This is a genomic window from Streptomyces sp. A18, assembly GCF_059026065.1.
On the sequence record NZ_JBWLKL010000018.1, the window covers coordinates 104,135 to 129,676 of the forward strand.

General features: G+C 68.8%; 21 protein-coding genes and 2 pseudogenes. 7 read left to right on the forward strand and 16 right to left on the reverse strand.

Features of this window, described 5'->3' with window-relative positions; genetic code table 11:
• The first annotated feature begins 104 nt into the window (after positions 1–104).
• The gene (gdhA, locus tag AC5P1C_RS25940; protein WP_493868328.1) at positions 105–1,463 is read left to right on the forward strand and encodes an NADP-specific glutamate dehydrogenase; all 1,359 of its coding nucleotides are present in this window, start codon (positions 105–107) and stop codon (positions 1,461–1,463) included.
• Positions 1,464–1,719: 256 nt separating this feature from the next.
• On the opposite strand, the gene AC5P1C_RS25945 is transcribed toward gdhA, so the two are convergent.
• The 3 genes from AC5P1C_RS25945 to AC5P1C_RS25955 all read right to left on the reverse strand — a co-directional run bounded on the left by AC5P1C_RS25945 (position 1,720) and on the right by AC5P1C_RS25955 (position 6,438).
• Positions 1,720–3,015 (reverse strand): lipase family protein, encoded by a 1,296-nt coding sequence (locus AC5P1C_RS25945; protein ID WP_493868329.1) that lies wholly within the window; start codon positions 3,013–3,015, stop codon positions 1,720–1,722.
• A 326-nt stretch (positions 3,016–3,341) separates the two neighbouring features.
• A complete protein-coding gene (locus tag AC5P1C_RS25950) occupies positions 3,342–5,141 on the reverse strand; it encodes a DUF2207 domain-containing protein (RefSeq protein ID WP_493868330.1) in 1,800 nt (599 codons plus the stop codon).
• A gap of 70 nt (positions 5,142–5,211) precedes the next feature.
• Positions 5,212–6,438, reverse strand: coding sequence for a hypothetical protein (locus AC5P1C_RS25955; RefSeq protein WP_493868331.1), 1,227 nt, complete (start codon positions 6,436–6,438; stop codon positions 5,212–5,214).
• A gap of 260 nt (positions 6,439–6,698) precedes the next feature.
• On the opposite strand from AC5P1C_RS25955, the gene AC5P1C_RS25960 reads away from it, so the two are divergent.
• Positions 6,699–7,613, forward strand: coding sequence for a hypothetical protein (locus AC5P1C_RS25960; RefSeq protein ID WP_493868332.1), 915 nt, complete (start codon positions 6,699–6,701; stop codon positions 7,611–7,613).
• Positions 7,614–7,676: 63 nt separating this feature from the next.
• Here the strand turns inward: AC5P1C_RS25960 and ulaA are convergent, their stop codons facing one another.
• From ulaA to AC5P1C_RS26000, 8 genes and pseudogenes are all read right to left on the reverse strand, one after another.
• The gene (ulaA, locus tag AC5P1C_RS25965; protein ID WP_493868333.1) at positions 7,677–9,251 is read right to left on the reverse strand and encodes a PTS ascorbate transporter subunit IIC; all 1,575 of its coding nucleotides are present in this window, start codon (positions 9,249–9,251) and stop codon (positions 7,677–7,679) included.
• 48 nt (positions 9,252–9,299) lie between these two features.
• Positions 9,300–10,103 (reverse strand): PTS sugar transporter subunit IIAB, encoded by an 804-nt coding sequence (locus AC5P1C_RS25970; protein WP_493868334.1) that lies wholly within the window; start codon positions 10,101–10,103, stop codon positions 9,300–9,302.
• A gap of 121 nt (positions 10,104–10,224) precedes the next feature.
• The gene (locus AC5P1C_RS25975) at positions 10,225–10,890 is read right to left on the reverse strand and encodes a DUF4232 domain-containing protein (RefSeq protein WP_493868335.1); all 666 of its coding nucleotides are present in this window, start codon (positions 10,888–10,890) and stop codon (positions 10,225–10,227) included.
• Positions 10,891–11,337: 447 nt separating this feature from the next.
• A pseudogene (locus AC5P1C_RS25980) lies at positions 11,338–12,189 on the reverse strand (glycoside hydrolase family 16 protein); the annotation flags it as partial.
• Between the two features lie 212 nt (positions 12,190–12,401).
• Entirely contained in the window at positions 12,402–13,997 is a 1,596-nt protein-coding gene (locus tag AC5P1C_RS25985; protein ID WP_493868336.1) for a beta-N-acetylhexosaminidase, read from the reverse strand.
• Between the two features lie 76 nt (positions 13,998–14,073).
• Positions 14,074–14,907, reverse strand: coding sequence for a carbohydrate ABC transporter permease (locus tag AC5P1C_RS25990; RefSeq protein ID WP_493868337.1), 834 nt, complete (start codon positions 14,905–14,907; stop codon positions 14,074–14,076).
• Positions 14,904–15,878 carry a carbohydrate ABC transporter permease gene (locus AC5P1C_RS25995; RefSeq protein WP_493868338.1) on the reverse strand — a complete coding sequence of 325 codons (975 nt, stop codon included), beginning with the start codon at positions 15,876–15,878 and terminating at the stop codon, positions 14,904–14,906. Before AC5P1C_RS25995 ends, AC5P1C_RS25990 begins: the two co-directional genes overlap by 4 nt.
• A gap of 63 nt (positions 15,879–15,941) precedes the next feature.
• A complete protein-coding gene (locus tag AC5P1C_RS26000; RefSeq protein ID WP_493868339.1) occupies positions 15,942–17,210 on the reverse strand; it encodes an extracellular solute-binding protein in 1,269 nt (422 codons plus the stop codon).
• Positions 17,211–17,468: 258 nt separating this feature from the next.
• Here AC5P1C_RS26000 and AC5P1C_RS26005 point away from each other — a divergent pair, with 258 nt between their 5' ends.
• Positions 17,469–18,311, forward strand: coding sequence for a GntR family transcriptional regulator (locus AC5P1C_RS26005; RefSeq protein WP_493868340.1), 843 nt, complete (start codon positions 17,469–17,471; stop codon positions 18,309–18,311).
• A 33-nt stretch (positions 18,312–18,344) separates the two neighbouring features.
• Here the strand turns inward: AC5P1C_RS26005 and AC5P1C_RS26010 are convergent, their stop codons facing one another.
• The gene (locus AC5P1C_RS26010) at positions 18,345–18,782 is read right to left on the reverse strand and encodes a hypothetical protein (protein ID WP_493868341.1); all 438 of its coding nucleotides are present in this window, start codon (positions 18,780–18,782) and stop codon (positions 18,345–18,347) included.
• A gap of 379 nt (positions 18,783–19,161) precedes the next feature.
• On the opposite strand from AC5P1C_RS26010, the gene AC5P1C_RS26015 reads away from it, so the two are divergent.
• Positions 19,162–19,599 carry an NfeD family protein gene (locus AC5P1C_RS26015; RefSeq protein WP_493868342.1) on the forward strand — a complete coding sequence of 146 codons (438 nt, stop codon included), beginning with the start codon at positions 19,162–19,164 and terminating at the stop codon, positions 19,597–19,599.
• 59 nt (positions 19,600–19,658) lie between these two features.
• Positions 19,659–20,768: an SPFH domain-containing protein gene (locus AC5P1C_RS26020; RefSeq protein ID WP_493868343.1), complete on the forward strand. Its 1,110-nt coding sequence runs from the start codon at positions 19,659–19,661 to the stop codon at positions 20,766–20,768.
• 42 nt (positions 20,769–20,810) lie between these two features.
• On the opposite strand, the gene AC5P1C_RS26025 is transcribed toward AC5P1C_RS26020, so the two are convergent.
• Entirely contained in the window at positions 20,811–21,098 is a 288-nt protein-coding gene (locus AC5P1C_RS26025) for a hypothetical protein (RefSeq protein WP_493868344.1), read from the reverse strand.
• A 290-nt stretch (positions 21,099–21,388) separates the two neighbouring features.
• Here AC5P1C_RS26025 and AC5P1C_RS26030 point away from each other — a divergent pair, with 290 nt between their 5' ends.
• A complete protein-coding gene (locus tag AC5P1C_RS26030; RefSeq protein WP_493868345.1) occupies positions 21,389–22,246 on the forward strand; it encodes an MBL fold metallo-hydrolase in 858 nt (285 codons plus the stop codon).
• Between the two features lie 156 nt (positions 22,247–22,402).
• Here AC5P1C_RS26030 and AC5P1C_RS26035 read toward each other — a convergent pair whose 3' ends face one another.
• On the reverse strand, positions 22,403–22,843 hold the full coding sequence (locus AC5P1C_RS26035) for a peptidase inhibitor family I36 protein (protein ID WP_493868346.1): 441 nt from the start codon (positions 22,841–22,843) through the stop codon (positions 22,403–22,405).
• A gap of 461 nt (positions 22,844–23,304) precedes the next feature.
• A pseudogene (locus tag AC5P1C_RS26040) lies at positions 23,305–23,400 on the reverse strand (ABC transporter permease); the annotation flags it as partial.
• A gap of 388 nt (positions 23,401–23,788) precedes the next feature.
• Between AC5P1C_RS26040 and AC5P1C_RS26045 the strand changes: the two are divergent.
• Positions 23,789–24,706: an LLM class F420-dependent oxidoreductase gene (locus AC5P1C_RS26045; RefSeq protein WP_493868347.1), complete on the forward strand. Its 918-nt coding sequence runs from the start codon at positions 23,789–23,791 to the stop codon at positions 24,704–24,706.
• A 75-nt stretch (positions 24,707–24,781) separates the two neighbouring features.
• On the opposite strand, the gene AC5P1C_RS26050 is transcribed toward AC5P1C_RS26045, so the two are convergent.
• A complete protein-coding gene (locus AC5P1C_RS26050) occupies positions 24,782–25,528 on the reverse strand; it encodes a phosphotransferase family protein (protein ID WP_493868348.1) in 747 nt (248 codons plus the stop codon).
• Positions 25,529–25,542 lie beyond the last annotated feature (14 nt).

Here is a 25,542-nt window from a genome sequence, read left to right on the forward strand (position 1 = left end):
CGTTTCCTGCGGTCTCGCATGGTGGTCGCACCCTGGACCCCGGCACTGGTCAGTATGTTTACATGCGCGTAACACCGGCGTCTGCCGTGCCAGAAAGGGCTCCCTTGACCACGCGATCCGAGACGAAGACCACGCTCACGCAGTTGCTCACCGAGATCGAGCACCGCAACCCGGCTCAGCCGGAATTCCTCCAGGCCGTCCACGAGGTCCTGGAGACGCTGGCGCCGGTCATCGCCGCCCGCCCCGAGTACGCAGAGGCCGGACTCATAGAGCGGCTGTGCGAGCCCGAGCGGCAGGTCCTGTTCCGGGTGCCGTGGCAGGACGACCGCGGGCGCGTCCACGTCAACCGCGGTTTCCGGGTGGAGTTCAACAGCGCGCTGGGCCCGTACAAGGGCGGCCTGCGCTTCCACCCGTCGGTCAATCTCGGCGTCATCAAGTTCCTGGGCTTCGAGCAGATCTTCAAGAACGCGCTGACCGGCCTCGGCATCGGCGGCGGCAAGGGCGGCAGCGACTTCCAGCCACACGGCCGCAGCGACGCGGAGGTCATGCGCTTCTGCCAGTCGTTCATGACGGAGCTCTACCGGCACATCGGCGAGCACACGGACGTGCCCGCGGGTGACATCGGGGTCGGCGGCCGGGAGATCGGCTACCTGTTCGGCCAGTACCGGCGCATCACCAACCGCTGGGAGGCGGGCGTACTGACCGGCAAGGGCCAGGGCTGGGGCGGCTCACTGATCCGTCCGGAGGCCACGGGGTACGGCAATGTCCTCTTCGCGGCGGCGATGCTGCGCCAGCGCGGGGAGGACCTGGAAGGCCGCACGGCGGTGGTCTCCGGCTCCGGCAACGTCGCGATCTACACCATCGAGAAGCTGGCCGCCCTCGGCGCCAACGCCGTGACCTGCTCGGACTCCTCCGGTTACGTGGTCGACGAGAAGGGCATCGACCTCGGCCTCCTCAAGCAGATCAAGGAGGTCGAGCGCGGCCGCGTCGACGCGTATGCCGAACGCCGGGGCGCCTCGGCCCGCTTCGTGCCGGGCGGCCGGGTCTGGGAAGTCCCGGCCGACATCGCGCTGCCCTCGGCCACACAGAACGAGCTGGACGGCACCGACGCCGCCACGCTGATCAGCAACGGCGTGAAGGTGGTCTCGGAGGGTGCCAACATGCCGGCGACCCCCGACGCGGTGCGCCTGTTCCAGCAGGCGGGTGTCGCGTTCGGGCCCGGCAAGGCGGCGAACGCGGGCGGCGTCGCGGTCAGTGCCCTGGAGATGGCCCAGAACCACGCCCGCACTTCGTGGACGGCAGCACGGGTCGAGGAAGAACTGACCCACATCATGAACGACATCCACACCACCTGCCACGAAACCGCCGAACGCTACGGCACCCCCGGCAATTACGTGACGGGCGCGAACATCGCGGGCTTCGAGCGGGTGGCGGACGCGATGCTGGCCCAGGGCGTCATCTGACGATGTGCCTCGTGCCCGTCGTATTCGGCGTGCTCGGCGTGCTCGGCCAGCCCAAGGTGCGGGCCCGTTCGAGCACTTCCGCGGTCGCCTTGGCCACGGAGCCGGTGTCGAACGGAGGTTGAGGGTCGTACTCGGTGTAGAGCTGGAAGCGGGCTCCAGCGTGCCGGTCGGACCTCACCAGAGGCTTCGCATCGCGCCCCTCCCCCGCCGCCGCCCGTGACGGCGGCGGGAGCCGGGTGTGCGTGCGGCCCTGGGCTCAGGTACCGCAGTTTCCTGTCGTGGGCTCGCCCGCGAAGCGGCGGCCGAGCCACTCAAGTGCCGGGCCGTTTCCCTGAATTGCCGTCCCCACGTGGGACTGGCCGGGGAAGGACTGCCACTCCACCGCATTGCCCTTCTTGCACCAGTCGGCCCGCAGCTTCTGGCCTACCGCGTAGGGGATCGTCTCGTCCGCGTCCCCGTGGTACAGGAACGTCGGTGCCGACGTCCGCTTGGTCCCGATCAGTTGCTTGGCGATGGCACGCTGCCAGTTCGGCCGGTCCAGCGGGTTGGACGTGGTGACGTCCTCGATCGTCTTGCCGCGCCCTGCCTCCAGGACCGTGCCGACGCACTCCTTCCGCACCACTTCGGCGAGCTTTCGGCCTTCCTTGTTGAGGTACTTGTTGAGCGCCAGGGCAGGGTTGGCGGCGTTCTGGCCGACGGCGGACATCAGCAGATAGCCGGCGCTGTCCCCGCCCTCCAGCGACTCGGCGACCTTGGCGAGATCGGCGGGGACGCCGCCGCTCGCCGTGCCCTTGACCTTCAGCGCGGGAGCGTAGGTCGCGGCCATCTCGGCGGCCTTCGCGCTGGCACCGCCGCCCTGGGAGTAGCCCATGATCCCGACGGGTGCGTCGGCGGAGACACCGTACTTCGCCGCTTCCGGGTGCCGTTGGGCCGCACGTGCCGCGTCGAGGACGGCGCTGCCCTGCGCCTTGGCGACCATGTAGGTGTGATCACCGGGGGTGCCGAGGCCTTCGTAGTCGGTGACCACGACGGCGTAGCCACGCACCAGCGCGGCGTTGACGAGCGGCGCCTCGGCCGTCGTGCCGCCCGGGAATCCGGCGGACGGCGCGCACTTGTCGCCGAGGCCGACCGTGCCGACGGCGTACGTGATCAGGGGGCGGGGGGTGGCTCTGCCGTCATCGGGAACGATCACGGTGCCGGAGACCGTGTTGGGCCGTCCGTCGGCGGAGGTCGACCGGTAGGTGATCTTCCAGGCCTTGGTGGGGGTGGGTACGCCCGGGGTGTACTGGAACGAGGACGGCTCCGAGCTGATGATTTTGCCAGGGTCGGTCTTCTTGCCCGGCTTCTTCTTCCCCGGGCTCTCCTTTGCCTGGCCCGGGTGGTGATTGCCCTTTCCGGCGGCCGGCGCCGCGGAGTGGGCCGAGGGGGTTTCCTCTGGGGCGCCTCCCGGCGCGTTCGCGCTCTGCGCGGCGGCGGACCCGGGGAGCCCGAGCACCGCCACCGCGAGGACGGTACCCGCGGCAACCGGTCGTCTGCGTAAGGCTGACATCATGCAGCTCTCCCAACTCTCCTGTGGGCAGGGGGGGTGAGCAGCACCGTACTGACCCGTCAGTAATAGGGCCATAGACGTGCAGGGACAGAGCCGAGGCCGACCACGCGTCGGCGACTGCCTCGAAGTCGCCTTTGCCACGCGTCAGTTCGTCCGGTTGGCCGTACGGGACGGTGCTGAGCGCGCGCTCGTGCCGATCAGGGTCGCGCTGTGCAAGCAGTCGGGATGATTGGCGATATGGCGTCTCCCGCAAGTTCGCCGAGGGGACGCGGGCGACGGGCATCTGCGAACGCACGCGCGGTCATCCTGGCCCGCCGCAACCGCTGCTCCTACCAGGAACCGCCGCCTCCCCCTCCGTCACCGCCGCCTGTTCCGCCGCCCCCGCCACTGCCGCTGTCGGAGGAGCCGCCTCCGCCTGACGACGCACCTCCGCCGCCCCCTCCCGATGACGGGCTGGACGCAGTGCGGTCAGCGACACCGGTCATCGTGGGGGCGTACAGGTGCAGGCGATGCTGATGGCCGGCGTCAGCTGTGGTGACTGCGGCCGCCGAGCCCCGGGCGGACCGTTCGGCCGCCGCCGTCCAGCCCGCGGTTTCGCCCAGCGCGACGGACCACGCCGTATACGTATCCGTGTCCCGTGGGGCGGGAAGCCGACCGTCCGGATCGGCGAGGTAGCGGCGGAACGCCTCGGTCTGCAGCCACAGTTGGGCGCCGCGCAGGGTGCGTCGCCGCAGCTCCCAGCCGCGGAGCAGCAGAGTCGCTCCGGCTGCGGCCACCGCGGCACCCACCAGCACAGGGGTGCGCGAGGCCGCATTCGGGTCACTCAGACCCACCGCACCGACACACAGCACCGTCACACCGACGGCCACGGCGATCCCGCCGATCACCAAGGCGGTCAGCCACAGCGTGTGCGCATACGGCACCCACAGGCCGTCGCCGCCGCTGCGGTGCCAGGCCCGCAGTCGTTCGCCGAGCAGCCGCCAGCCCGCGGCGAAGCCTTTGCGGTACTGACCGAGACGGATCCTGTTGCGGCTCTTGAAGATGGCCCGCAGGACCTCGCCCGTCAGAGCGTCAGCGTCACGCTCCGGCGCCCGGTCGGGCAGACCGATCTGCGGCTTCCTCTTCTTCCCCGACAGCTCCAGGTGCCCGGTGGCGACGGCGTTCATGAGTACGGCCGTCCGGTGCTCGGCACGCACCCGGCCCGCGAGGAGGATGCCGCCCTGTGCCGGGGTCAGCCCCTCGGGCGGTGTCGGCGAGGGCTCCAGGGCTGCGGCGAGCCGACCACGGTCACGGCGACGCAGTCGGCCGTCGGCCGACTTCACCCGATCACGGCCGACGACCCGGATCAGTCCTGTGGTCAGCAGCCCCGCAGCGAGCGCGGCACCGGTGGCGATGGCCCAGCCGAACCAGATCGAGTCGCCGTCCGGCGCGGCCATGAAGGTCTTCGACTGCTGCGGCAGCTTCACAGGTCCGCTCGCGAGAGCCTGGCCCTTCCCCGCGTAGACGGTCATGCCCTGACCGGCCTCCAGACCCTCGGCTGCCGCGTCGACACGACCGTCCGAGGGCTGGTCGATGCGCTCACACGGACTGTCGTCGCCTGGATCGCCCCACACGCAGCGCGGCTGCGTCAGCCCGTGCGGCGCGGTGAGGTGTGCCTCGGCTCGTCCGATCGGCACATCCCAGTCGTTGCCGACGGCGTCCCAGCTGAAGCCGTCCTCCTCGACGACACCGGGCAGCGTGTACGTGATCTCGTACCGGTGCCGCCCCGTCACCGTGTCCCCCGGGTCCCCGACGACGACCCTCGTCCCGTCAGGAACGTTGGTGGCGCGGAAATCCACCGGCCGGCCGTCCATCGTGGCCCGGACATCCGTCGGCCCACCGGCCTCGGTGCCGGTCACCTTGCGCCAGATCCCGTGCCGCTCCTCGCCCGCGAAGTCGTAGTCGATCGTCTCGGTCACCCGCAGGCCGTCGTCGTCCTGGACCTCCGCCTCTGCCCGCAACGTGTGGATCCGCTCCCCCGGACCGCCCAACCACGCGGTGAGCAGCGCCGCGAGACCCAGCACCGCGACCACACCGAGCAGCAGCAGAGAATCCCGCCGCCTGCGCTCCCTCATCAATAGCTTCCTCATGCCGTCCCCCTCCGTACCGCTCCCCGCAGCCACGGGAAAAGCCCAGGCCCGCCCGGGTCACCCGTGCGTCTCATCTGTCCGACATCGGATAGACCGTCTTGCCGGGCAGCTTCAGGTCGGTACAACCGTGCACCCGCTTCTGTTCGGCAGCGAACTTCAGGAGCAGGGGCCGTAGTTGGGCACCCGTCACGTACCGGTCAGAGATGTCGTTGCTCCGCGGGTCGCTGTGCGCCTGGAAGTTGGCGGCCTCGCCGTCGCACTGGGCGGTGGCACGCCCCAGGGCCTCGGCCATGAGCGGGCCCTGGGCGCCGCGGTCGGAGGGGTAGTCGACGTTGGCGGCGAGCAGCGTCTCGAACGGCTGGTCGGTCCAGTCGCCGTACCAGCCGGAGAACTCCACGACCGCACCGTCCTTCGCACCATCATCCTTGCCCTTCGCGGGGTCGACCAGGGCGCAGCTGGTGATGGGCACGTCACCGGACGAGCGTTCCGCGAACTCCCAGGGCCCGCCCGACGGATTCCTCGGCAGTCGGACATCGGCCAGCCAGCCGCACTCCTTCGTCCCGGCCGCCTCGGACAACGGGCGGCCCTCCAGATCGGCCGGCCGCTCGGGCACCGGCAGACGCTTCGCCCCACAACCGGACTTCTCCGAGGCCGCGTTGGCCGCGGACACGGCGATCCGCAGCAGGGCCCCGCTGGGCTCGCTGCTGGTGTTCGGGCCGATGACCCTGGTCAACAGCCGGTGCTTGCGGCCCAGGTCATCACGCCCGAGCTTGGGGCACTCCTGCAGGATCACGGGACCGAACTGGTCCGCGAAGCCGGGGCTCCCCGCGGGGAACACATGGTTCGGCTCCGTCGGAATCGTGAACGACATGCCGAGCTCGCGACGGATCCCGAAGTCACCCGACAACACCTCGACGGAGAGAGCACGGTGGTCGTCATCCGTAACGATCCGGCAGTCCATGCCACCCTCTTCGAGGAGGACCTCGTCGGTGCCACCGTAGAGCCGCTCGTCCGGCAGCACATCCGCGAGGTCGGCCGAAGCGAGGGTCCCGCCGCACATCTTGGACGCGAACCACCAGTGCTGCCACAGGGGTTTGGCCCGGTCGACGGCGAAGCCGATCACGACCGCGGCAACCACCGTCCAGGCCGCGACCTTGGCGACGCGCTTCCACCGCGAGGGGGTACGAGACCCACCCGTACTCGGTGCGCCGGACGATGGACTCGGCGCCTCACCCTGCGCCGATGTCGGCCTGACGTCGTGCTCAGAACTCAACAGGACCCCCGTGATCGCACTCACCGAGCTGATGGTGCAGGTAGAACCGGAACGGCATGATCGCTCAGCAGCCTACGGCGTGTCCGTCGGGAGTGTGACCTCCCACCTTCCAGGCTCACGTTCCCGTCCAGGTACTTCTCGCGCCTCGGCGTCACTACGCTGACGGCGCTCGGCCTGCTCGGATATCACAGCCATCCCGGCGAGTGAGGAGCACTCCGCGTTACGCGAAGGTTGTTCACTGATGCGGATCGGGTATCTGAACGAGGAAAGAGGGGGGCTCTTCGATGTCGAAGCGGACGGGCACCGTCGTTGTGGCCATCGGGCTGGTCCTTGCCGTCGGGGCCTGCGGTGGCGGTGCAGACCGGGAGGCGGTCGACGCGTCAGGCGGGAAGGGGGCCGAGGCAGCGTCGGCGCGGCCTCCATCCGATGAACTGGTCCGTTGGGTCGGGAAGATGTGCGAGTCGACGGATGCGCTCAAGGACGTACGGACCGACAGCGCCGCACAGTTGAAGAAGATCCAGGACTCCGACGGGAGCGGACAGCCCGGCGAACACCTCGCCTCCGGGTACCTCTTCGACACGACGAGAGCGGTGGAGGACGTACAACGCGACCTGGAGTATCTCGATCCGGCGGGCGTGCCCGCAGGCGACCGGCTGCTCACCGCCTGGCAGAAGAAGCTGAAGGCGGTCAAGCCGAAGCTGCGCGAGCTGTCGTGGGACGCGGACTTCGAGGACTACGAGAAGAATGCCCCGTCCATGGACAAGCTCGTCCAGTCCCTCGCCCCGCCGCAGCCTGCACTGACAACGGCGACGGAGAAGGATCCGCGGCTCGCGGCCGCGTTCGAGCGTGCGAAGCCGTGCGCCCCGGACTGGGAACCGCCCCTGGAGAGGGTGACTCCAGTGCCCGACGCGTCGGACCCGCTGCCCAAGGCGGCCGACGGCGACAACACCGGCGCGTGCTCGGACGGCGAGTGCGAGGTTCTGGTGACTTCTTCTGTGGACGTCACGGCGAAGGGGCTGAAGGTGCGGGTGACCGTCGACGAGGATGACATCACGTTCCGGACGGCGAGTTCCTCGACGCAGCTGGGTGGCGGAGGCGGTGGCGGGAAGGCCGAGTTCGGCGAGAACGGCAAGGAACTCACGGTGGTCGTCATCGCCCACAACGCCGAGGGAGCCGTGCTGTACTTCACCGCCTCCTGACACCCCGACCCGCCTCGTGGAGGCGGGTCGGGGCCGGACTTCCTGTCAGGCGGTGCGGGTCGCTCAGGACTCCGGCGGCGGAGGCGGCGCGGGAGCGCCCGCGGGAGGCGCAATCTTCGCGTGGGCGCGGGAGGAGGTCGGGGCCGACGATTCCTCGGCCAGGAGCGTCGACGTCTCTTCCGGCGGGAGGAGCTTGTCGCGTGCGGCACCCGGATCCCATCCGGTGTCCACGACCTTCTTCTGCCACATGATCGCGGCGCCCAGGATGACCGCTCCGATCACCAGCATCAGCACGATCCCCGCGACGGTTCCGACCTTGGCCACGTTGCCGATGATCAGGCCGAACCAGCCGAAGTCGGCGTCGCCGAAGGTCGTGTTGGCCGAGCCGAACGAGCCGAGCACGCCCAGCAGGAACGCGGGCAGGAAGGTGATCAGGACGCCGTTGAGGAAGGCGCCGATCACCGCGCCGCGGCGGCCGCCCGTAGCGTTGCCGAAGACGCCGGCCGCGCCACCCGTGAAGAAGTGCGGCACGAGTCCCGGCAGGACGAGCGCCGTGCCGAACGCCGGATCGAAGACCCCGGCCAGCAGCCCCAGGCTCACCAGACCGCCGACGAACGAGCTGATGAAGCCGACGAGCACGGCGTTCTGCGCGTAGGGAAAGACGATCGGCGCGTCCAGGGCGGGGATGGCGCCGGGCACGACCTTGTGCGCGATGCCCTGGAAGGCCGGCACCAGTTCACCCAGGATGGTCCGCACACCGAAGAGGATCACGGCGACGGCGATACCGAACTGCAGGCCCTGGTTGAGGGAGGCCATCAGGTAGTTGCCGATGTCGCTGGCTCCGGGGTCGTCCGCACCGGTGGAGAACGCCTTGAACGCCTCCGAGCTGCCCACCTTCACGAGGAAGATGACAGCCATGATCATGTAGATGAGAACCATGGAGAGAGCGGTCGCGACCATCGAGTCGCGCAGGAAGCGCAGTCCCTCGGGCAGATTCATCTCCTCCGTCGAGCGGCTCTTCTTGCCGACGGCCTGGCCGGTCGCGCCCGACAGGATGTACCCGGCAGTCCCGAAGTGCCCGACGGCAACAGTGTTGTTGCCGGTGACGCGCTTGGTCCAGGGATGCGCGAAGGCGGGCATCGCGACCAGCATGATGCCGAGCAGTACAGCGCCCGCCACGACCACCACCCAGGACGTGACGCCCGCGGTGGCCATGACCATGGTCAGCAAGGTGGCCATGAACAACATGTGATGCCCGGTCAGAAAGACGTACGACAGCGGGGTGAAGCGGGCGAGCAGGAGACTGATCAGAAAGCCGAGGATCATCAGCCAGGCCACGCGCGAGCCGTACTCGGCCTGCGCGATGCCCACGATGGCCTCGTTGGTGGGGATCACTCCGTGCGAACCGGTCGCACCGGTGATCATCTTCCCCAGCGGGGCAAGGGAGTTGGTGACCAGCGTCGCGCCAGCGCCGATCAGCAGGAAGCCGAGCGTTGCCTTGATGGCGCCGCCGATGACCTGGCCGGTGCTCTTCTTCAACGCGATGAGGCCGACAGCGGTGATGATGCCGATGAGATAGGCGGGAATGCTCAGGATCTCGTTGACGATGAATTTCGCGATGTCCACGAGGACGTTCATAGGGGTCCTTCAGAAGCGTTCGGGAAGGGTGCACGCCGCAGCGGAGGTTCAGACGTCGTAGAGATCTCTCAGAGCTCCGTCGACCTCCTTGGTGCTGGTGAAGTCCTCGATGACCCGTACCGGTACGCCCACGTCGCCGAGGGTCCGGGCGATCTCCCGCGACGTCAGAATGGCCACCGCCTCGGACGCCTTGCCCTTCGCCGAGATCGTGTCGGTCGCCTCGGTGGTGACGTACCGGCCCCATTTCCAGCGGTCGAGCACCGTGTCGAGCGTGGACTTGAGGAACAGGGAGGTGCCGACGCCGTTGCCGCACACGGTAAGGATCTTGTGCATTCCCCCCTTGGCGGCCTTGGCGCTCTTGCCGCCGCCCGCCGGGGCCTGCCCTGCCTGCTGCTCCCCTCCCTCCGCTCGGACGAGGATCTGCCGGACGGACTCGGCCGTCGGGGCCACGTCCAGATCCTGCACCGTCTGGGGCCGGGAGAGCAGTCGGGCGAGGGAGGCCATCGCCTGGGTGTGGGCGGCGGAGTCCGTCGCGGCGAGGGCGACGACGAGCCGGACCGGGTCGTTGGTCTCGTGCCCGAAGTTCACCGGCACCTCGAGACGGACCCAGGACATGCCGGTGCGCAGGACGGCGGGCGAGGGGCGGGCGTGCGCGAAGGCGAATCCCGGTGCGATGACGATGTAGGGGCCGTTCTCTTCTACGTTGCGCATCATCTCCTGCGTATACGCATCCGTACTGACGCCGTTCGCCACGAGCAGGTCACCGGCAGCTCGTACGGCGCCTTGCCAGTCGGGGGCGGGAGCATTCAGACGGATGGCTTCCACGGGGAGGAGTTCGCTGAGTTGAACCATGCGCGCAGCCTGCCAGGTGAGGAGCGCGCAGCGGCGCAGGCTGGCGCGAGACCGGACTGCGTCCCGCGCCACGCGCTGCCGCACCGCCGCACCGCCGCATGAGAGCGGACGAAGTGAGGGGTCAGCTCGCGCCGCCCTGGCCGGCGCTGCCGATCGGGTGCACCTTGACCGGGGAGCCGGTGCCGTCGGTGACGGGCAGGGTGGCGGCGCCCGGCCATTCCAGGGAGTACGCCTTGGTCTCTCCGGGCGGGGTCACGACCAGGCCGGTGACGCTGACGCCGGAGCCGCCCGAGTCGTTGACCGGGTAGCTGATGCTGAAGGACACCGACTTGCCGTCCTTGAGGGTCATCGGGCTGGCCCCCTGGCCGCTGCGCTCGGCGGACAGATCCCCCTCGCTGGTCTTCAGGTCGACGCCCGCGAAACCGGACAGGGCGCAGTCCCGGCCGCCGCCGTTCTGGAACGTCACCGCGACGGAGCCGTCGGTGTCGCCGTCGATGGTGCTGTCCGACGCGGTGATGTCCAGGTCGTCGGTGCGGCACTTGGCGACCTTGCCGTTCGCACTCGAGCCGCCCCCGGCGGCCGTGTCCTGCCCGCCGGAGCCCTTGTCCGCCGAATCCTTCCCGCCGCCCTGCTCCGAACCCCCCGAGCCCGAACCGCCGCCCGAGGAAGACGCCGAGGACTCGGACGACGAGTCGCCCTGCGCCGTGCCGTCGTCCCCGTTGCATGCCGTGAGCGAGAGACCCGCGGCAACGGCCAGGGCAGCGAAGGTGAGCTTGCGAACGCGCATGGTGTTTCTTCCTCAGTCTCGGTGGGAGGTGCCACTCGCTCAGTACGTGGTCGGTTCGAGCCGGTACGAGCGAGCGTTTCTGACCACCAGGACCGGACCACTCGGCGAACCGTTCCTCCCAACTGCCCTCCAAGACATTCCTGTTACATGCACGCATCGGCACGAGGAGCACCACCACCGGCCACACCCCGCCCGCAAGGCGGTTCCCCCGGCCGTTCCACACTCATGGGCGGTCAGCTTCCGCTGGGACAGACCCGTAACCCGGCAGATCTTGACCACCACCGGATGCACTTCACACTCCGCGCTCATACCTCCGCGGATTCCGCCGCGCCCAGGGCCGTGCCGTGCTCGCCGCCCGACAGGTTCCGCGGGACCGCACTGCACGGTGAACGCGGCGGGCCGGACCACGTGTGGTGGTCCGGCCCGCCGCCGGATCGGTGTGCTGCCTCAGCGGTTGCCGGAGGCGTTGTCACCCCTCTTGGTGCCGGCCGCGCCTGTGGCGGGCACGGAGTCCTCGAAGGCGGTGCCGGCCGAGCGGTAGCCGTCCACCTTCGACTGGATCTCGGCAGGGCTGAGGACCTGGTCCTTGATGTGCAGGACGTAGTCGACCTGCTGGTCGTAGGAGCGGGGCTCGGTGGAGGTCTGGCCCGCGAGGTCGATCAGCCATTGGTTGAAGTAGATGCCCATGGGACGCTCGGGCAGGTACTTGGCGTCGTGGGTGCCGAAGAGCTGACCGTCCAGGTAGTACTTGATGGCGTTGTCGTCGATGGTGAAGGCGACATCGTGCCAGCCGGCGAAGCTGGTGCGGGACTCGGTGTGCTGGTTGACGGCCTCCCAGGGGTCGGGGCGGTAGGTCTCCCAGGACGTGGTGTAGAGGATGTTGGCGGGCTCGCCCCAGCCGCCGTTGGGCAGGTACTCGAAGTCGTACTCCGAGTAGTCGTCGGCCATGGGGGCGGTGAGATCGTTGAGCGCGAAGAAGGTCTGGACGACGCGGTCGCCGTCGGGGCCCGACCTGGGTGCGTCGGAGAACTTCACCCGAGCCGCATAGGTGCCGTTCTTGAACTTCATCGACTTGCTGAGGAGTTCGGTCTGCCGGGTGGACTCCGCCGTGCCCGCGGTGGAGGTCTCCAGGTTCATCACCGAGTTGTCGCCGTCCTTGGCGAAGGTGATGTTCTCGGGCGCCCAGGTGGCGCCGGGGACGCCGGGACCGCCGGAGTTGGAGCGGACGGTCCAGCCGTGAGCGGCTATCGCCGGGTCGGTGTGCGAGCTGTAGTTGAAGTCGTCGAAGAGAGCCTCTCCGGCGGCGGCCTTCGCTCCCTCAGTGCCCGCACTGCCGCTGCTGGCACTGGCGTTGACGGCCAGGGCGGATGCGGCGAGTCCGGTGGCCGCGGCGACGGCCAGGGCAATCCGCAGGCGTCGGCCTGCGTTGCGGTGCTTTCCAGACACGGTGTCTTCTCCTTTGTGGGGGGGGGGTTACGGAACTGCGTCAAGGTGTTCTGCCGCGCCTCGTTCTAGCGCGGAGGCGCGGGCTGTGCCGTTCGTGCGTCCGCGGCCGTGGTGGGCCGCGGGGTCAGGGGGCGGTGCTTGACGGCGAGGGCGTCCAGGCGGGCGGAGTGGCTGCGCATCCTGGGCAGGAAGTCGTCGGACCAGGAGGTCTCGCCGTGCCAGGCGCGGTCGGCGAGGGCGCAGAGACGGGGGAAGGCGAGGTATTCGATGTGGTCGGCGGTGGTGGCGAACTCGGTCCACAACTGCCCCTGGGTGCCCAGGATGCGAGAGGCCAGCTCCGGCTCCCAGTGCTTGGGGGCCAGGTCGTGCGCGTGGACCGCGCGGAGGCTCACGACGGGGCCGGGCTGGGCGGGCGGCTCGCCGGGATCGTCCGATTGGGCGTAGTCGAGGTAGGTCGCGCGGTAGTGGCCGGTCACGACCTGATGCCCTCGGCGGGCGGCGGCGAGCGCGTGCGCGGGGTCGCGCCAGGTCATCACGGTGAAGCCCGGCGGGAGTGCGGTGCTGGTCTCGGCCCAGCCGACCGGCTTGCGGCCTTGTGCGCGCAGGTGCTCGCCGATGCGGCCCATGAACCAGCCGTGCAGGGCCTCGGTCCCACTCAGCCCCTCGGCCTTGATCCGGTCCTGGGCGGCCGGGTTGTCCTCCCATTCGGTGATGGGGCACTCGTCGCCGCCGACATGGATGTACGAGGACGGGAAGATCTCCATGACTTCGTCAAGCACCGTGCGGCAGAAGTCGAGGACCTGGTCGTGGACACCGAGGATGGTGTCGCAGACGCCCCAGTCGGTCCAGACGTCGAGGCTCCGGGTGGGGTCGTTGCCGAGCTCGGGGTAGGCGGCGAGGGCGGCCCTGGCGTGGCCCGGCATCTCGATCTCGGGGACGACGGTGATGCCCCGCCGGGCCGCATGGGCCACGAGGTCTTCGAGCTCCGCACGCGTGTAACTGCCGCCGTGGGGTGTGGTGTCGTACGTCGTGCTGCCCGCGGGCCCGGTCATGGATCGGGCCCGGTGGCCACCGATCTCGGTGAGCCGCGGGTAGGCGGCGCTGGGCATCCGCCAGCCCTGGTCGTCGGTGAGATGCAGGTGCAGGACGTTGAGCTTGTGGAAGGCCAAAAGGTCGATGTAGCGGTGGACGAAGGAGGGTGGCTGGAAGTGGCGGGCCACGTCCAGCATGGCGCCGCGCCAGGGGTGGCACGGGACATCGGTGATCTCGGCGCAGGGCAGCCGCCAAGCGACGCCTTGCTGCTCGGTGGCCAACAGGGCTTCGGGCGGGAGGAGTTGGCGGATGGTCTGGATACCGCGCAGGAGTCCGGTCGGGTGGGCGGCTCGCAGGAGCACACCCTTCGGGGCAACGGTCAGGCCGTACCCCTCCTCTCCCAAGCCCCTGAGTTGCGGATCCAGGGCAAGGATGAACTCACCCGATGGAGAGGGCCGCAACGGCATCCCGGTGGCCGGGGCCAGCAGAGTGCGCAGGAGGTCGGCGGCGGGCTCGGCTCCGGCGGAGACCCGCAGGGTCGTCTCCCGGTCGAGGGTGAAGTCGCCGGGCCGGGGCGTGAACCGGCTGGGCCGCGGGACCAGGGAGATCTCGGGGCGTGGTGCGGGCACGGGGCGGCCTCCATGGTGGTGGGGTGCACGCGGGGCGTGGGGCGGAGCGGTCGGGGGCATGGGGTGGCGTGGCCTGTCAGCCCTTGACGGCGCCGGCAGCGAAGCCTGAGGTCACGTGACGCTGCAGGAGCAGGAAGATCGCCAGGGCGGGCAGGGCGAAGAGGGTGGAGGCGGCCATGGTGGCGCCCCAGTCGGTGCCGAAGGTGTTCTGGAAGGAGGAGAGCCACACCGGCAGCGTGCGGCTGTCCTGTTGTTTGATGATGAGGAAGTTGGCGTAGGCGAACTCGTTCCAGGCGGTGATGTAACCGAAGAGCGAGGTGGCCATCAGGCCGGGCGCGAGCAGCGGGAAGGCGATGCGACGGAAAGCTCCGAGTCGCGTGCAGCCATCGACCTGGGCGGATTCTTCGAGCTCGGGTGGGATGGTGCCGATGAATCCGCGCAGCACCACGATGGTGAACGGCAGCGTGATCATGAAGTAGACAAGGGTGAGGGTGGGCAGCCGGTCGAGCATGTCGGTGTCGCGGGAGATGATGTAGATCGGGATGATCAGCGACTCCCAGGGCGCCATCTGTGCGATGAAGATCATCAGCATGAACTGCCGTCGCCCGCCCCACTGCAGCCGGGCCACCGCGAAGGCGGCGCCGAGCGCGACGAGGAGAGCCAGCAGGACCGCACTGACGGTGACCAGGATGCTGTTGCGCCAGAACAGGCCGAACCCGTCGGCGTCGATCGCCGTGCGGAAGTGCTCGAACGTCCAGGTGTAGGGCACGAGTCGGGGGTTCTCGGACTGGATGTCCTTGGTCGGCTTGAACGCGGTGCTGATCATCCAGTAGACGGGGAACAGGCAGATCAGGACGGTCAGCGTCGCTGCCGCATGGAGGGGGATCCGGCGGATCCGGGAGCGGGTCACTGTTCGGCCTCCTGCTTGAACATCTGGCGGAAGTAGGCGATCAGGACCCCCGACATCAGCACCACGGTGACCATGGAGGCAGCGGCGCCGAGGTCGTAGTGCTGGGCGGATAGCGCGGTCTGGACGGCGTACACCGGCAGGATCGTGGTGGCGTCGCCCGGTCCGCCGCGGGTCATCACCCAGATCTGCACGAACGCCTTGAACGTCCAGATCACTTCGAGCGAGAGGACCAGCATGAAGATCGGGCGGATCATCGGGAAGGTGATGGACCGGAAGATCCGCCGACCGTTCGCACCGTCGAGGCGGGCCGATTCATACAGTTCGGCAGGGACGGTGGTGAGCGCAGAGTAGATGGTGATCGCGGCGAACGGCACTGACTGCCACACGATGAGCAGCACCAGGATGGCGAAGGAGGCCGGGCCGTTGGCGAACCATGCGTAGCGGTCGAAGGAGTCGAGGCCGATCCCTTTCAGCGCCCAGTTCACGACGCCGAATTCGGAGTGGAAGAGCCACTGGAAGACAGTGGTGGCCGCAACCACCGGCATCGCCCAGGCGAGCACCAGGGCGCTGAGCACCACGGTCCGGCCCAGCCTCCCCAGTCGTTCGACCATCAGGGCCACCAGGGTCGAAATCACCATGATCAGTACGACATTGATCGCCATGAAGAGGAAGGTGCGCCGCACGACCTCCCAGAACCGGGGATCGGTGAGCAGCGTCCGATAGTTCGCCAGGCCGACGACCTCGGCTTCTCCCAGGATGAGTTGACGCAGCCCGAAGTCCTGAACCGAGATCAGCAGGGCGCGGATCAACGGGTAGACGAGCAGATAGAGGGTGCCGAGGACAGCGGGGGCGATCAGCACGTACGGCCACAGACTGCGGGGGCGGAGGGGCGTGCGGGCCGAGGCCGGGCGCGCGGCCGGGCCCGTGACAGAAATCTTGTCGAGTGCGGTCCGTTCACGGGTGACCGGCACGGCGCTGCTCCTCTCGGTGTCGTGCGGCTCGGTCTGGTACGGCAGATCGGTCTGATGCTCCGCTCAGGAACCGGTGTTCATGGCGCGAGTGATCGCCTCGGACGCCTTGGCCGCCTCGGATTCAGCGCTGCCGCCGGTGATGACCGCGGTCATGTAGTCCTTGATCGGGTTCTCGGCCTCGACGGCCGCCCAGCCCGGGGTGTTGGGGGTGGCATGACTGTTCTTGGATGCGCCCACGGCCATCGCCGCGGCGCCCGGATCGTCGGCGACGGCATCGGCCAGGGTGGTCTTGTTGGGCACATAACTCATGGCGACGGCGAGTTTCCGCTGCCATTTGTCGCCGGTGAGTTCCTTGACGAAGGTCAGGGCCGCGTCCTGCTTCGCCGAGGCGGCGGGGATGATCAGGTCGGAACCACCGGTGAACACCGCGCCGGGCATCGACTCGGTCTTGCCGGGGATGGGGAAGAAGCCGAGCTTGCCCTTGAGTTCGGGGTTGGTCTCGGTGATCACATTGGCGTTCCCCGGCGTGGCGATGACCTGGGCGACCTTTCCCTTGGCCATCACGTCGGCCTGCGGGGGATCGTCCTCGTCGGAGTCCCTGGGCCCCTTGCCGAGCGCCTGCAGCTCCTTGTAGAACTCCATGCCTCGGATCGCCTCGGGAGTGTCCAGGGTGCCCTTCCATTTCCCGCCGGACTCGGCGGCGAGGTCGCCGCCCTCGTCCCAGATGAACCCGGCCAGGGCGTACCACATCTGGCCGGGCAGATAGATGCCCTGCGTATTACCCTTGTTGAGCTTCTTGGTTGCGGCGGTCCACTGGTCCCTGGTCTTGATGGCTTGTGGGTCGATGCCGGCCTTCTTGAAGAGGTCAGTCCGGTAGATGACCACGCGATTGGCCGCGTAGTACGGGATCCCGTACTGCTTGCCCTCGAACGAGCCGGGCTCCGCCAGGCCCTTCAGCCAGTGCTTGCCGCCGAGCTCGTCCACCTTGCTGCTCAGGTCCGCGAGGCCGCCGCTCGACGCGAGTTGGGCGACCTGGGTGTTGCCGGCCTCGATCACATCCGGGGCGTCATTGCTCGCGAGCGCGGCCGTGACCTTCTGGCCGATGCCGTCCCACTCCTGGATCTGGACCTTGACCTTGATTCCGGGGTGCGCGGCCTCGAAGCCCTTGACGAAGTCCTTCTGGAACTCGGCCGAGACGCTGTCCCGCATGAGCCAGACGTCGATCGTCGTGCTGCCGCCCTGCGAACCCCCGCCGTCGGCAGAAGAGCTGCAGGCGCCGAGCCCGGCGGTCGCAGCAAGCGCGGACACACATGCGAGCAAGCGGTGCTTCATGGTTCACCTCTGCGAAAGAGACCCGACCACCTGACCAGTGGCACCAACTGGATACCTGACCTGTTGATGGTGGATGAAAGTGGCATAGACCAGTGACGCCGTCAAGTCCCTTGTCCCAGAGTTCTTTTGTGCACGATCACTCGTAGCTTCAGGCACTCTTGGACCGCCAAGCCGAGCAAACCACGCTTGACCAGTAGTCGAATGTGGGCGACCGGTGGCAGACTGGTCAGGTAACAACTCAGGGGAGGAAGCCGGTACATGGAGTCTCAACCGCCGGGCGCGGTCCTCAAGCGGGAGCGAGTCCGCGAGGTGATCCTGGAACTCGCCGAGTCGCGCAGCCCCGGTGACGCCATCCCCTCCGAGCGCACTCTCTGTGCCGAACTGGGCGTCTCCCGGCCGACGTTGCGCGCCGCGGTAGACGAACTGGTCGCCACCGGCGTCCTGATCCGGGAGCACGGCCGAGGCATGTTCGTCGCGCCGGAGAAGATCACCCAGGAGCTGGTCTCCGACCGGCAGACGCTCACGGCTCCGCTCACGACCGGCGCCTGGTCCAGCCATCTGCTCGAGTTCACCACCGTCCCGGCCGGGGCCCGCGTCGGCCGCAAGCTGCGTCTCTCTCCCGCGGCCGAGATCGTGTACGTCGCCCGCCTCCGCCTCGTCGACGGCGCGCCCATGGCCATCGAGCACCTGCACCTTCCGGCCGCGCTCGTCCCGGACATCACCGCCCAGGAGCTGGAGGCCGGAGACCTGTACGAGCACCTCCGCGAGCACCACGGGATACAGGTCCACGAGGCGGTGCAGGCCATCGAGCCCACCGTCGTCACCAAGGCCGAGTCGGAGCTCCTGGACGTCCCCGAGCTCTCCCCCGCCCTGCTCTTCGAGCGCCTGACCAACGACGCCGAGGGCCGACCCGTGGAGTACGTCCATTCGCTCTACCGCGGCGACCGCTACCGCATCGTCTCCCGCCTCACCCTCGGCCCGACACCCGCCCAGGCCCCGCTCTCAAAGGACAGCCACCACCCGGGAATCCCCCCGGGCGATTTCACCCATCACGACCCTCTGGCCTCGTCCACCAGCGGCGACGTACAGACGCCTCGGTAGGCGAAAGGAGTACCGACGCGAGCACACAGCTGATCACGGCCCGGGGCTGGGCGGCTGATCACGGCCCGAGGTGGGCGGCGGCACAGGGAGCTGCACGGTGCCCGGTGCGTCGTCAGGAGGCTGGGACGGCTGGAGGCGCCCAGGGGGCGACGACGGCGTGACGTGCTGCTCTTCCGCCGTGCCGCGGGTTGTCCGCCACATCACGGTCAGGAGTCCGACGGCGCACACGACGCCGATGACCAGCGCGACCCGTGGGCGTTGCCGCGAACGGATCGTGCGCAGGCAGAGCCAGCCGGCGCACGCCCCCGCAAAGACGATGATCAAAGAGGCGAGCCCGCCACGCCGATAGGTGAACAACAGCGCTTCAGGCTGGGCGACCAACAACAGGACCGCCGCATAGACCGCGCCCAGCGCCACGATGACCGCGCAGGCCCCTTCCAGGAGACGTAGCGTGAGGCTACTGCTGCGCATGACGTCCTTCCCCATCCCCGTCCGGAGCTGTGGAGGCGTGCCGGGGCGGCACGCCTCCACAGCTCCAGCACTGGTGCCGGACCATGCTTCCGCAAACCGACACCAGGGCCAGGCCCCCGTTCCTGCCAGGCCCATACTGGTCTGCCGGGCCATCACGATTCACTGCCGTATTACGGCAATCTTCACGCCCTCTTGATGCCGGACACGACAACCTCCGCCACCGAAAGTGAAGGCGGACGGCACAGTACGAGGGCCTGCAGCAAGCGCTGCAGTTCGTGCGGCGGGAGGCATTCCACGTATTCGGGCGGGATAATTCTGTTCTGTCAGGCATTCCGGAAGGTAGCTTGGAAGGAGAATCCCCCTGAGGGAGGCCGATGCGATGCCGTGGTTCGTATGGCTGCTCACCGCCGCGGCCCTTGGGGCCGTGGAGTTCTTCACCCTGACGCTCGTCTTCGGGTTGCTGGCCGGTGCCGCGCTGGTCACCGCCGTAGTCGCCGGCGTAGGCGTCGGCGTTCTCGGCCAGCTCGTGGCGTTCGCTGCGACAGGGGCAGCGGGACTATTGATCATCCGGCCCATTGCATTGCGTCACATGGCACAGCCGCCCCTGACACGTGAGGGCAGCGACGCACTGATCGGCAAGCGGGCCGAGGTCATGCAGGAGGTCACGGCGACCTGTGGCCTGATCAAACTGGCCGGCGAGGAATGGTCCGCCCGCACGCTCGACGAGAGCCATGTGATCCCGGTGGGCAGGCTGGTGGACGTGATGGAGATCGAAGGCGCCACCGCCATCGTCTACCCCCGCGAACTCCTTCCATGAACGGCCATGGACTTCCATGAACTGCCATGAACGGCTGAACCCATAGCAATGGAGGAAATGTGGATCCGGTTGCCATCGTGCTTCTTGTGGCCGCGATTGTCGTCGTTTTCCTCGTGGCCTCCACCGTGCGGATCGTGCCGCAGGCGCGCCGCTACAACGTCGAGCGGTTCGGCCGCTATCGCCGGACGCTGCAGCCCGGCCTGAACTTCGTCATGCCGGTGGCAGACCGCATCAATACCAAGCTCGACGTCCGCGAGCAGGTCTATTCGTCCGACCCCAAGCCGGTGATCACCGAGGACAACCTCGTGGTGAACATCGACACCGTGCTCTACTACCAAGTCACTGACCCGCGGTCCGCGGCCTACGAGGTTGCTGACTACCTGCAGGCGATCGATCAGCTCACCGTGACCACGCTGCGGAACGTCATCGGCAGCATGGACCTGGAGGGAACGCTCACCTCACGCGAGCGGATCAACGCCCAGCTTCGCACCGTCCTCGACGAGGCCACCGGCAAGTGGGGCATCCGGGTCAATCGCGTCGAGATCAAGGCCATCGATCCGCCCCACACCATCAAAGAGGCGATGGAGAAGCAGATGCGGGCCGAGCGTGACAAGCGCGCGGCCATCCTGCACGCGGAGGGCGAGCGGCAGGCCAAGATCCTCACCGCGGAAGGCACGAAGCAGAAGGACATCCTTGAGGCGCAGGGCACGCAGCAAGCCATGATCTTGCGGGCGGACGGCGAGGCAAAGGCGGTGGAGCGCGTCTTCCAGGCCGTCCACCGCAACAACGCCGACCCGAAGATCCTGGCGTACAAGTACCTCGAGACGCTCCCGCACTTGGCGAACAGCGACAACAACACGTTCTGGGTGATCCCGGGAGAACTGACCGAGGCTGTCCGCACGGTCACCACCGCGTTCGGCGATCACTCAGTGATGGGTTCCCCCACCCCTCCGCAGCCCGAAGAAGCAACGACTGCGGGCTCCGGGCAAACGTCGGACGGAGCCGGGACTCCAGAACCCCCGGCGGAATCGACGCTGTCGCTCGACGCCGCCGCGGCCGTCGACGAGGCCACGAAACAGGCCGCCGCCGCGGTGAACGACGCCAAGGCCGAGGCCGAGGCTGCGAGCACTCCCACGGTGCCGCGGCGGGGACAGCAGTCCGGCGACTGAGGCAGCGGGCTGCGTGCCGAGCAGAAGGCCGAGCAGGGGGCATCAGCTCCTTCGCCGCGCGATGCCGTGACTGATGAAGAGAGCGATGCCGAGGGTGCCGAGGCCGATCCCGGTGTAGGCGACGAGCTCTTCGCGGGCTTCCTTCTGCTTCTCCTCGTCGTAGCTGAGGGACTCGTCGCCGATACGCACGCAATAGCGGCCGGGGCTCATCGGATCGCCGTCACACTCGACGGCGTCGCCGTTCGTGAGGGCCTCGGTGTTGTTGACGAACAAGACCAGCCCCATGATGAGCAGGGCCCAGGCCAGGATCTTGATCCATGGACGAGTCACATTCCCCTACCCTGTAAACGCGTCAGACTGCAGGAACAGTAGCGACGACGATCGTCATACGTCGAGCCAGCTCAACCAACCGCAGATCAGAGTCAGTTGAGTCGGAGCTACACGGCTGGCCAGCACCTGCACAGAGGCGGTCTCGGAGAGTTCGGATGTCGGCCAGTGACCGAAGCCGATCCGGGCGAAGCCGATCCGGGCGAAGGCGTCCCTTCGCGGCCGCCTCACTCCGACCACCAAGGCATGAGGCGAGTCACCCCTCGCGTACCAGGCATGGCAGGATCGCGGCCATGTCCCTCAGCGTTCCCCGCCTCCGGATCGGTTCGACCGAGATCATCGCCCTCGCCGACGGCGAGGGCCCGTTCTTCTCCCCGCGCGCCGAGGCCTTCCCAGGGGCCACGGCCACACAGTGGGCAGAGGCCGACCGCTACGACCCGGGCGCGGTCGACGCCGAGGGCCGCTGGCGACTCCAGTTCCGGGCGTACGCGATCCGCGGCGACCAGGGCCTCACCGTCGTGGACGCCGGGATCGGTCCGGCGGACGGCCCGGCCAGCTCGTGGGCGCCCGTGCCCGGTGCTCTCCCCGAGTCGCTCGCGGCCGCAGGCATCGACCCGGCCGAGGTCGACACCGTGGTGCTCACGCATCTGCACACCGATCACGTCGGGTGGGCGGTCGTGACCGAGACCGCCGTCCCCACGGTGGACGGTGTGATGGACAGCAACGCTTCGGCCAACGGCCGCCGCCCCTATTTCCCGAACGCCGAATACCTGCTCCAGCGGGCCGAGTTCGACGCCCTCGACGCACTCAACCCGCAACTGCGCGAGACCCTCACCGACCCGCTCGAAGCGGCCGGCCGGCTCCGGCTCCTCGACGGGGACACGGTGCTGCGCACCGGGCGCGCGGTCGCGACACCCGGCCACACACCCGGACACCAGAGCGTGCTGGTCGCCGACGGGCGCGAGCAGGTGCTCGTCACCGGTGACCTCCTGGTGCACGCACTCCAACTGCTCCACCCCGGCCTCGCCTACGCGCACGAGACCGACCCTGAGGCGGCCAGACACTCGAGGGAGCGCATGCTCGCCCGCGAAACCGCCACCACGCTTCACCTGGCGACGCCGCACCTGACGGAGCCGTTCATCTCGCCGTGATCACGGCCGCCCGGGCGGGCGGGGCGACACCTGAGGCCGTGCGCCACTACACGGCCCAACTACGGGTAGCCGCGAACGCCGACAGCACCCGGCGGTCCGTGTGGAGCCGGGTGCTGTCGACGTCTTCAGCGCCTGCAGAGGCCTTCCGCGCAAGGCTCAGAACCACTGGACGGAACGGATCGCCAACGTCCCGTTGAGGTTGCCGCCTTCCTTGTTGCGGAGGATGTATCGCGTGCCGTTCCAGTTCTTCTTCGTGTACGCCATGACATCCGGCTTGTGTCCCGACTGGCCGTTGTTGTACGCGGACTTGAACTTGGACGATCGGCACCTCTGCGAGCCCCACTCCTTGAAGCTGTCGCCGCGCGAGCACCGCTTGCCGCCGTAGTTCTTGCCGGTGTAGAAACAGACGCGTCCCTTCTTGCAGCTGGACGGAGCCGCCTTGCCGTCCACCGAACCGTTCACAGGCACGGTCTTCACCTGACTCGACTGAGCGGACCTGGCCTGGGGCACGCTGTCCGCGACGGCGGTCAGCGCGCCACCACCCACGACGGCAGCCGTGGTCGTGGCGCAGACAAGAACCTTGTGGAACTTGCGCATAGGTGTTCCCCCGGTCATTCATGAGAGTCGCTTCCACCCGCCATATGCGGGCCGGACGAGAGGAACCCTAGGCAAGCCGCGAATCCGTCAGGGTCTCCTTCGGCTCTGCCCGAAACACCGGTCCTGCGGGACTCGGCCGGCGGCTGGACCCAGAGCGCCCAGCGGCCGGACCGTCAAGTCCTTCGCCACCTTCACCGAGAGCGACCTGGGGAGCTACACCCTGGAGTACCTCAAGGGCGAGCGGTACATCACCGACTGAGCCCGACGCGTCGCACGTCACGCGGGCCAGTCCGACCTCCGCCGGGGCGATGCAGGAATGTGTCGTCGGCAGCGGGCACTCGGGGCGCTGTTCCTCAACTCGTAGGCACGGACGCAGAGATGAGAGCGATGGCATGCCCCTCTCCGGCCAGGCCCACCACCGGGCGGCTACGCGCAGACCCACCCGGGCGTGCTTCGGCGGGGGAGGAGTAGGCCACACCCACGGCCAGCCGGATGCCGGTCAGCGTCTGGGGCAGGGCAGATGGCACGGCGACGTCCTTGACGACGTTCCACCGGTTGCGCCGCCCGCGGCCAAGGTGTGGAGCGCGTTCATCGAGGTCTCCACGACGCACGATGGAGAACGCGGCTACAACGGCAGCGTCTCGCTCCAAGTCCCGCTCACCGCAAGCAGTTGTCACAGGAGGAGGAACAGGAGAAGTGAGCCGAGCGGCAGGGCGACATGGCGCGCGATGGGGCACGCGCGTCGTGCCGCGAGGAGGTCGCCGCACGGGCGGTACGTCGGGCACAGGGGTGCGGTGACCTGTGGTAGGGCCTATTTCTACCGTAGCCACGGCCCCTCACCACAAGGTGTTCCGCTCACAGCGGCAGCCGTTACGCAGCAAGCCGCCATGAGCTTGTCACATACGAGCCGGAATGGCGGCCACCCGATGGACGGTTGCCGTGAGTATGAGCATCGGTGTAGCGCTTTCACTTCCCACCCCGGTCGACAGTGCGGTGCAACTCGCGCGGGAGGCCCACGAAGCCGGACTGCGCTCCGCGTGGTTCGGCCAGACTTTCGCGTACGACTCCCCCACGCTCGCCGCGGTCGTCGGCCGCGAGGTGCCGGGACTTCAGGTCGGCACCTCGGCGATCCCGATCTTCGGCCGTCACCCCCTCCTTGTCTCCAGCCAGGCCCAGACGGCCCAGGCCGCGACGGGCGGCCGTTACCACCTGGGGCTCGCGCTCGGCACGAAACTGCTGACCGAGACGGCCTTCGGTATCCCGCACGAACGTCCCATCGCCCGGCTCCGCGAATTCCTCACCGCCTTGCGCCCGTTGCTGGAGACGGGCAGCTCCGACTTCCACGGCGAGCTGCTCACCGCCACCACACCCCTGCCGGCACACGTACCTGGCGCCGAGCCGCCGGTACCGCTCCTGGTGGCCGCCATGGGCCCGCAGGCTCTGCGGGTCTCGGGTGAACTGGCGGACGGCATCCTGCCGTTGCTGGCCGGTCCGCGCGCGCTCGCCGAGCACATCGTCCCGGCCGTCACCGCCGCGGCCGAGGCCGCGGGCCGCCCCGCGCCCCGCATCGTGGCCTTCGTGCCCGGCGTCGTCACCGCCGACGCCGAGACGGTACGGCAGGCCGCGACCGAATCACTCTCCTTCTACGAGCAGTTCCCCTCCTACCAGCGCGTCATCGGGCTCTCCGGCGCCACCCGAGCCGCCGACCTGGCCGTCATCGGCGACGAGGAGAAAGTCGCCGCCGAAGTGCGCCGGTATCGAGAAGCCGGGGCGACCGAGGTGGTGTTCACCGTGACGGACCTCGGTGGCGAGGCGGACCGACGTCGTACATGGAAACTGCTCGGAGAGCTGGCCAACACCTGAGGCGCCCAGGTGGTGCGCCCCTGCGGGTGCTGCGAGCGAGCAGCGCGGCAGCCGTGGTCGTGGCGCTCGCGCTGCTCACATCCGGGATTTCAGTACGTCGACCTCACAGCCCGGCGCGGACGGGTCGAAGCCGTGCTCGATCAGCCAGCGAACTCCCAGCAGGCTTCGCAACGACCACCACGCGTGGATCACGTCGAGGTCGACGTCGGTGCCATAACCGGCGATGACGTCGCCGAGGTGCTCCTCGTTTCCGAGCGTGAAGGTGGCCAGGTCGTACAGGGCATCGCCCTGGCCCGCTTCCGTCCAGTCGATGATGCCCGTGATCTCGTCGCCTTCGGCGAACACGTGGGCGATCTGCAGGTCGCCGTGCGTGAACGCCGGAGTCCACGGCCGGAGCGCGGCATCGGCGACCTGGCGGTTGCGGGTGACCAGGTCGGCGGGCAGCACCCCGTTCGCCACGAGCCATTCGCACTCGCCGTCGAGTTCCGCCGTCAACGCGTCGAGGCTCCGTCCGGCTCGGCCGGGCCAGGGCGGCAACGGCGCGTCGTGCAGTGTCCTGATGGTGGCGCCCGCCGCGGCCCACGCCGCCGGCGGCGCGGGCGACCGCTCGCCGAGGCGGCCGAGCGTAGCCCCCGGGACCGCGGCGAGCGCGAGCACGGGCGGCTTGCGCCACAGGACTTCCGGGGTCGGGACCGGCGCCAGGGCCATCGCCTCGACCTCGATGTCGGTGCGCGCCTGATCGGCATCCACCTTCAGGAACACGTCACCGACGCGCAGTGTCGCGCTCTCGTGATGGGCGACAACGACCTTGACCTCATCCATGGCGACCAGTGTCC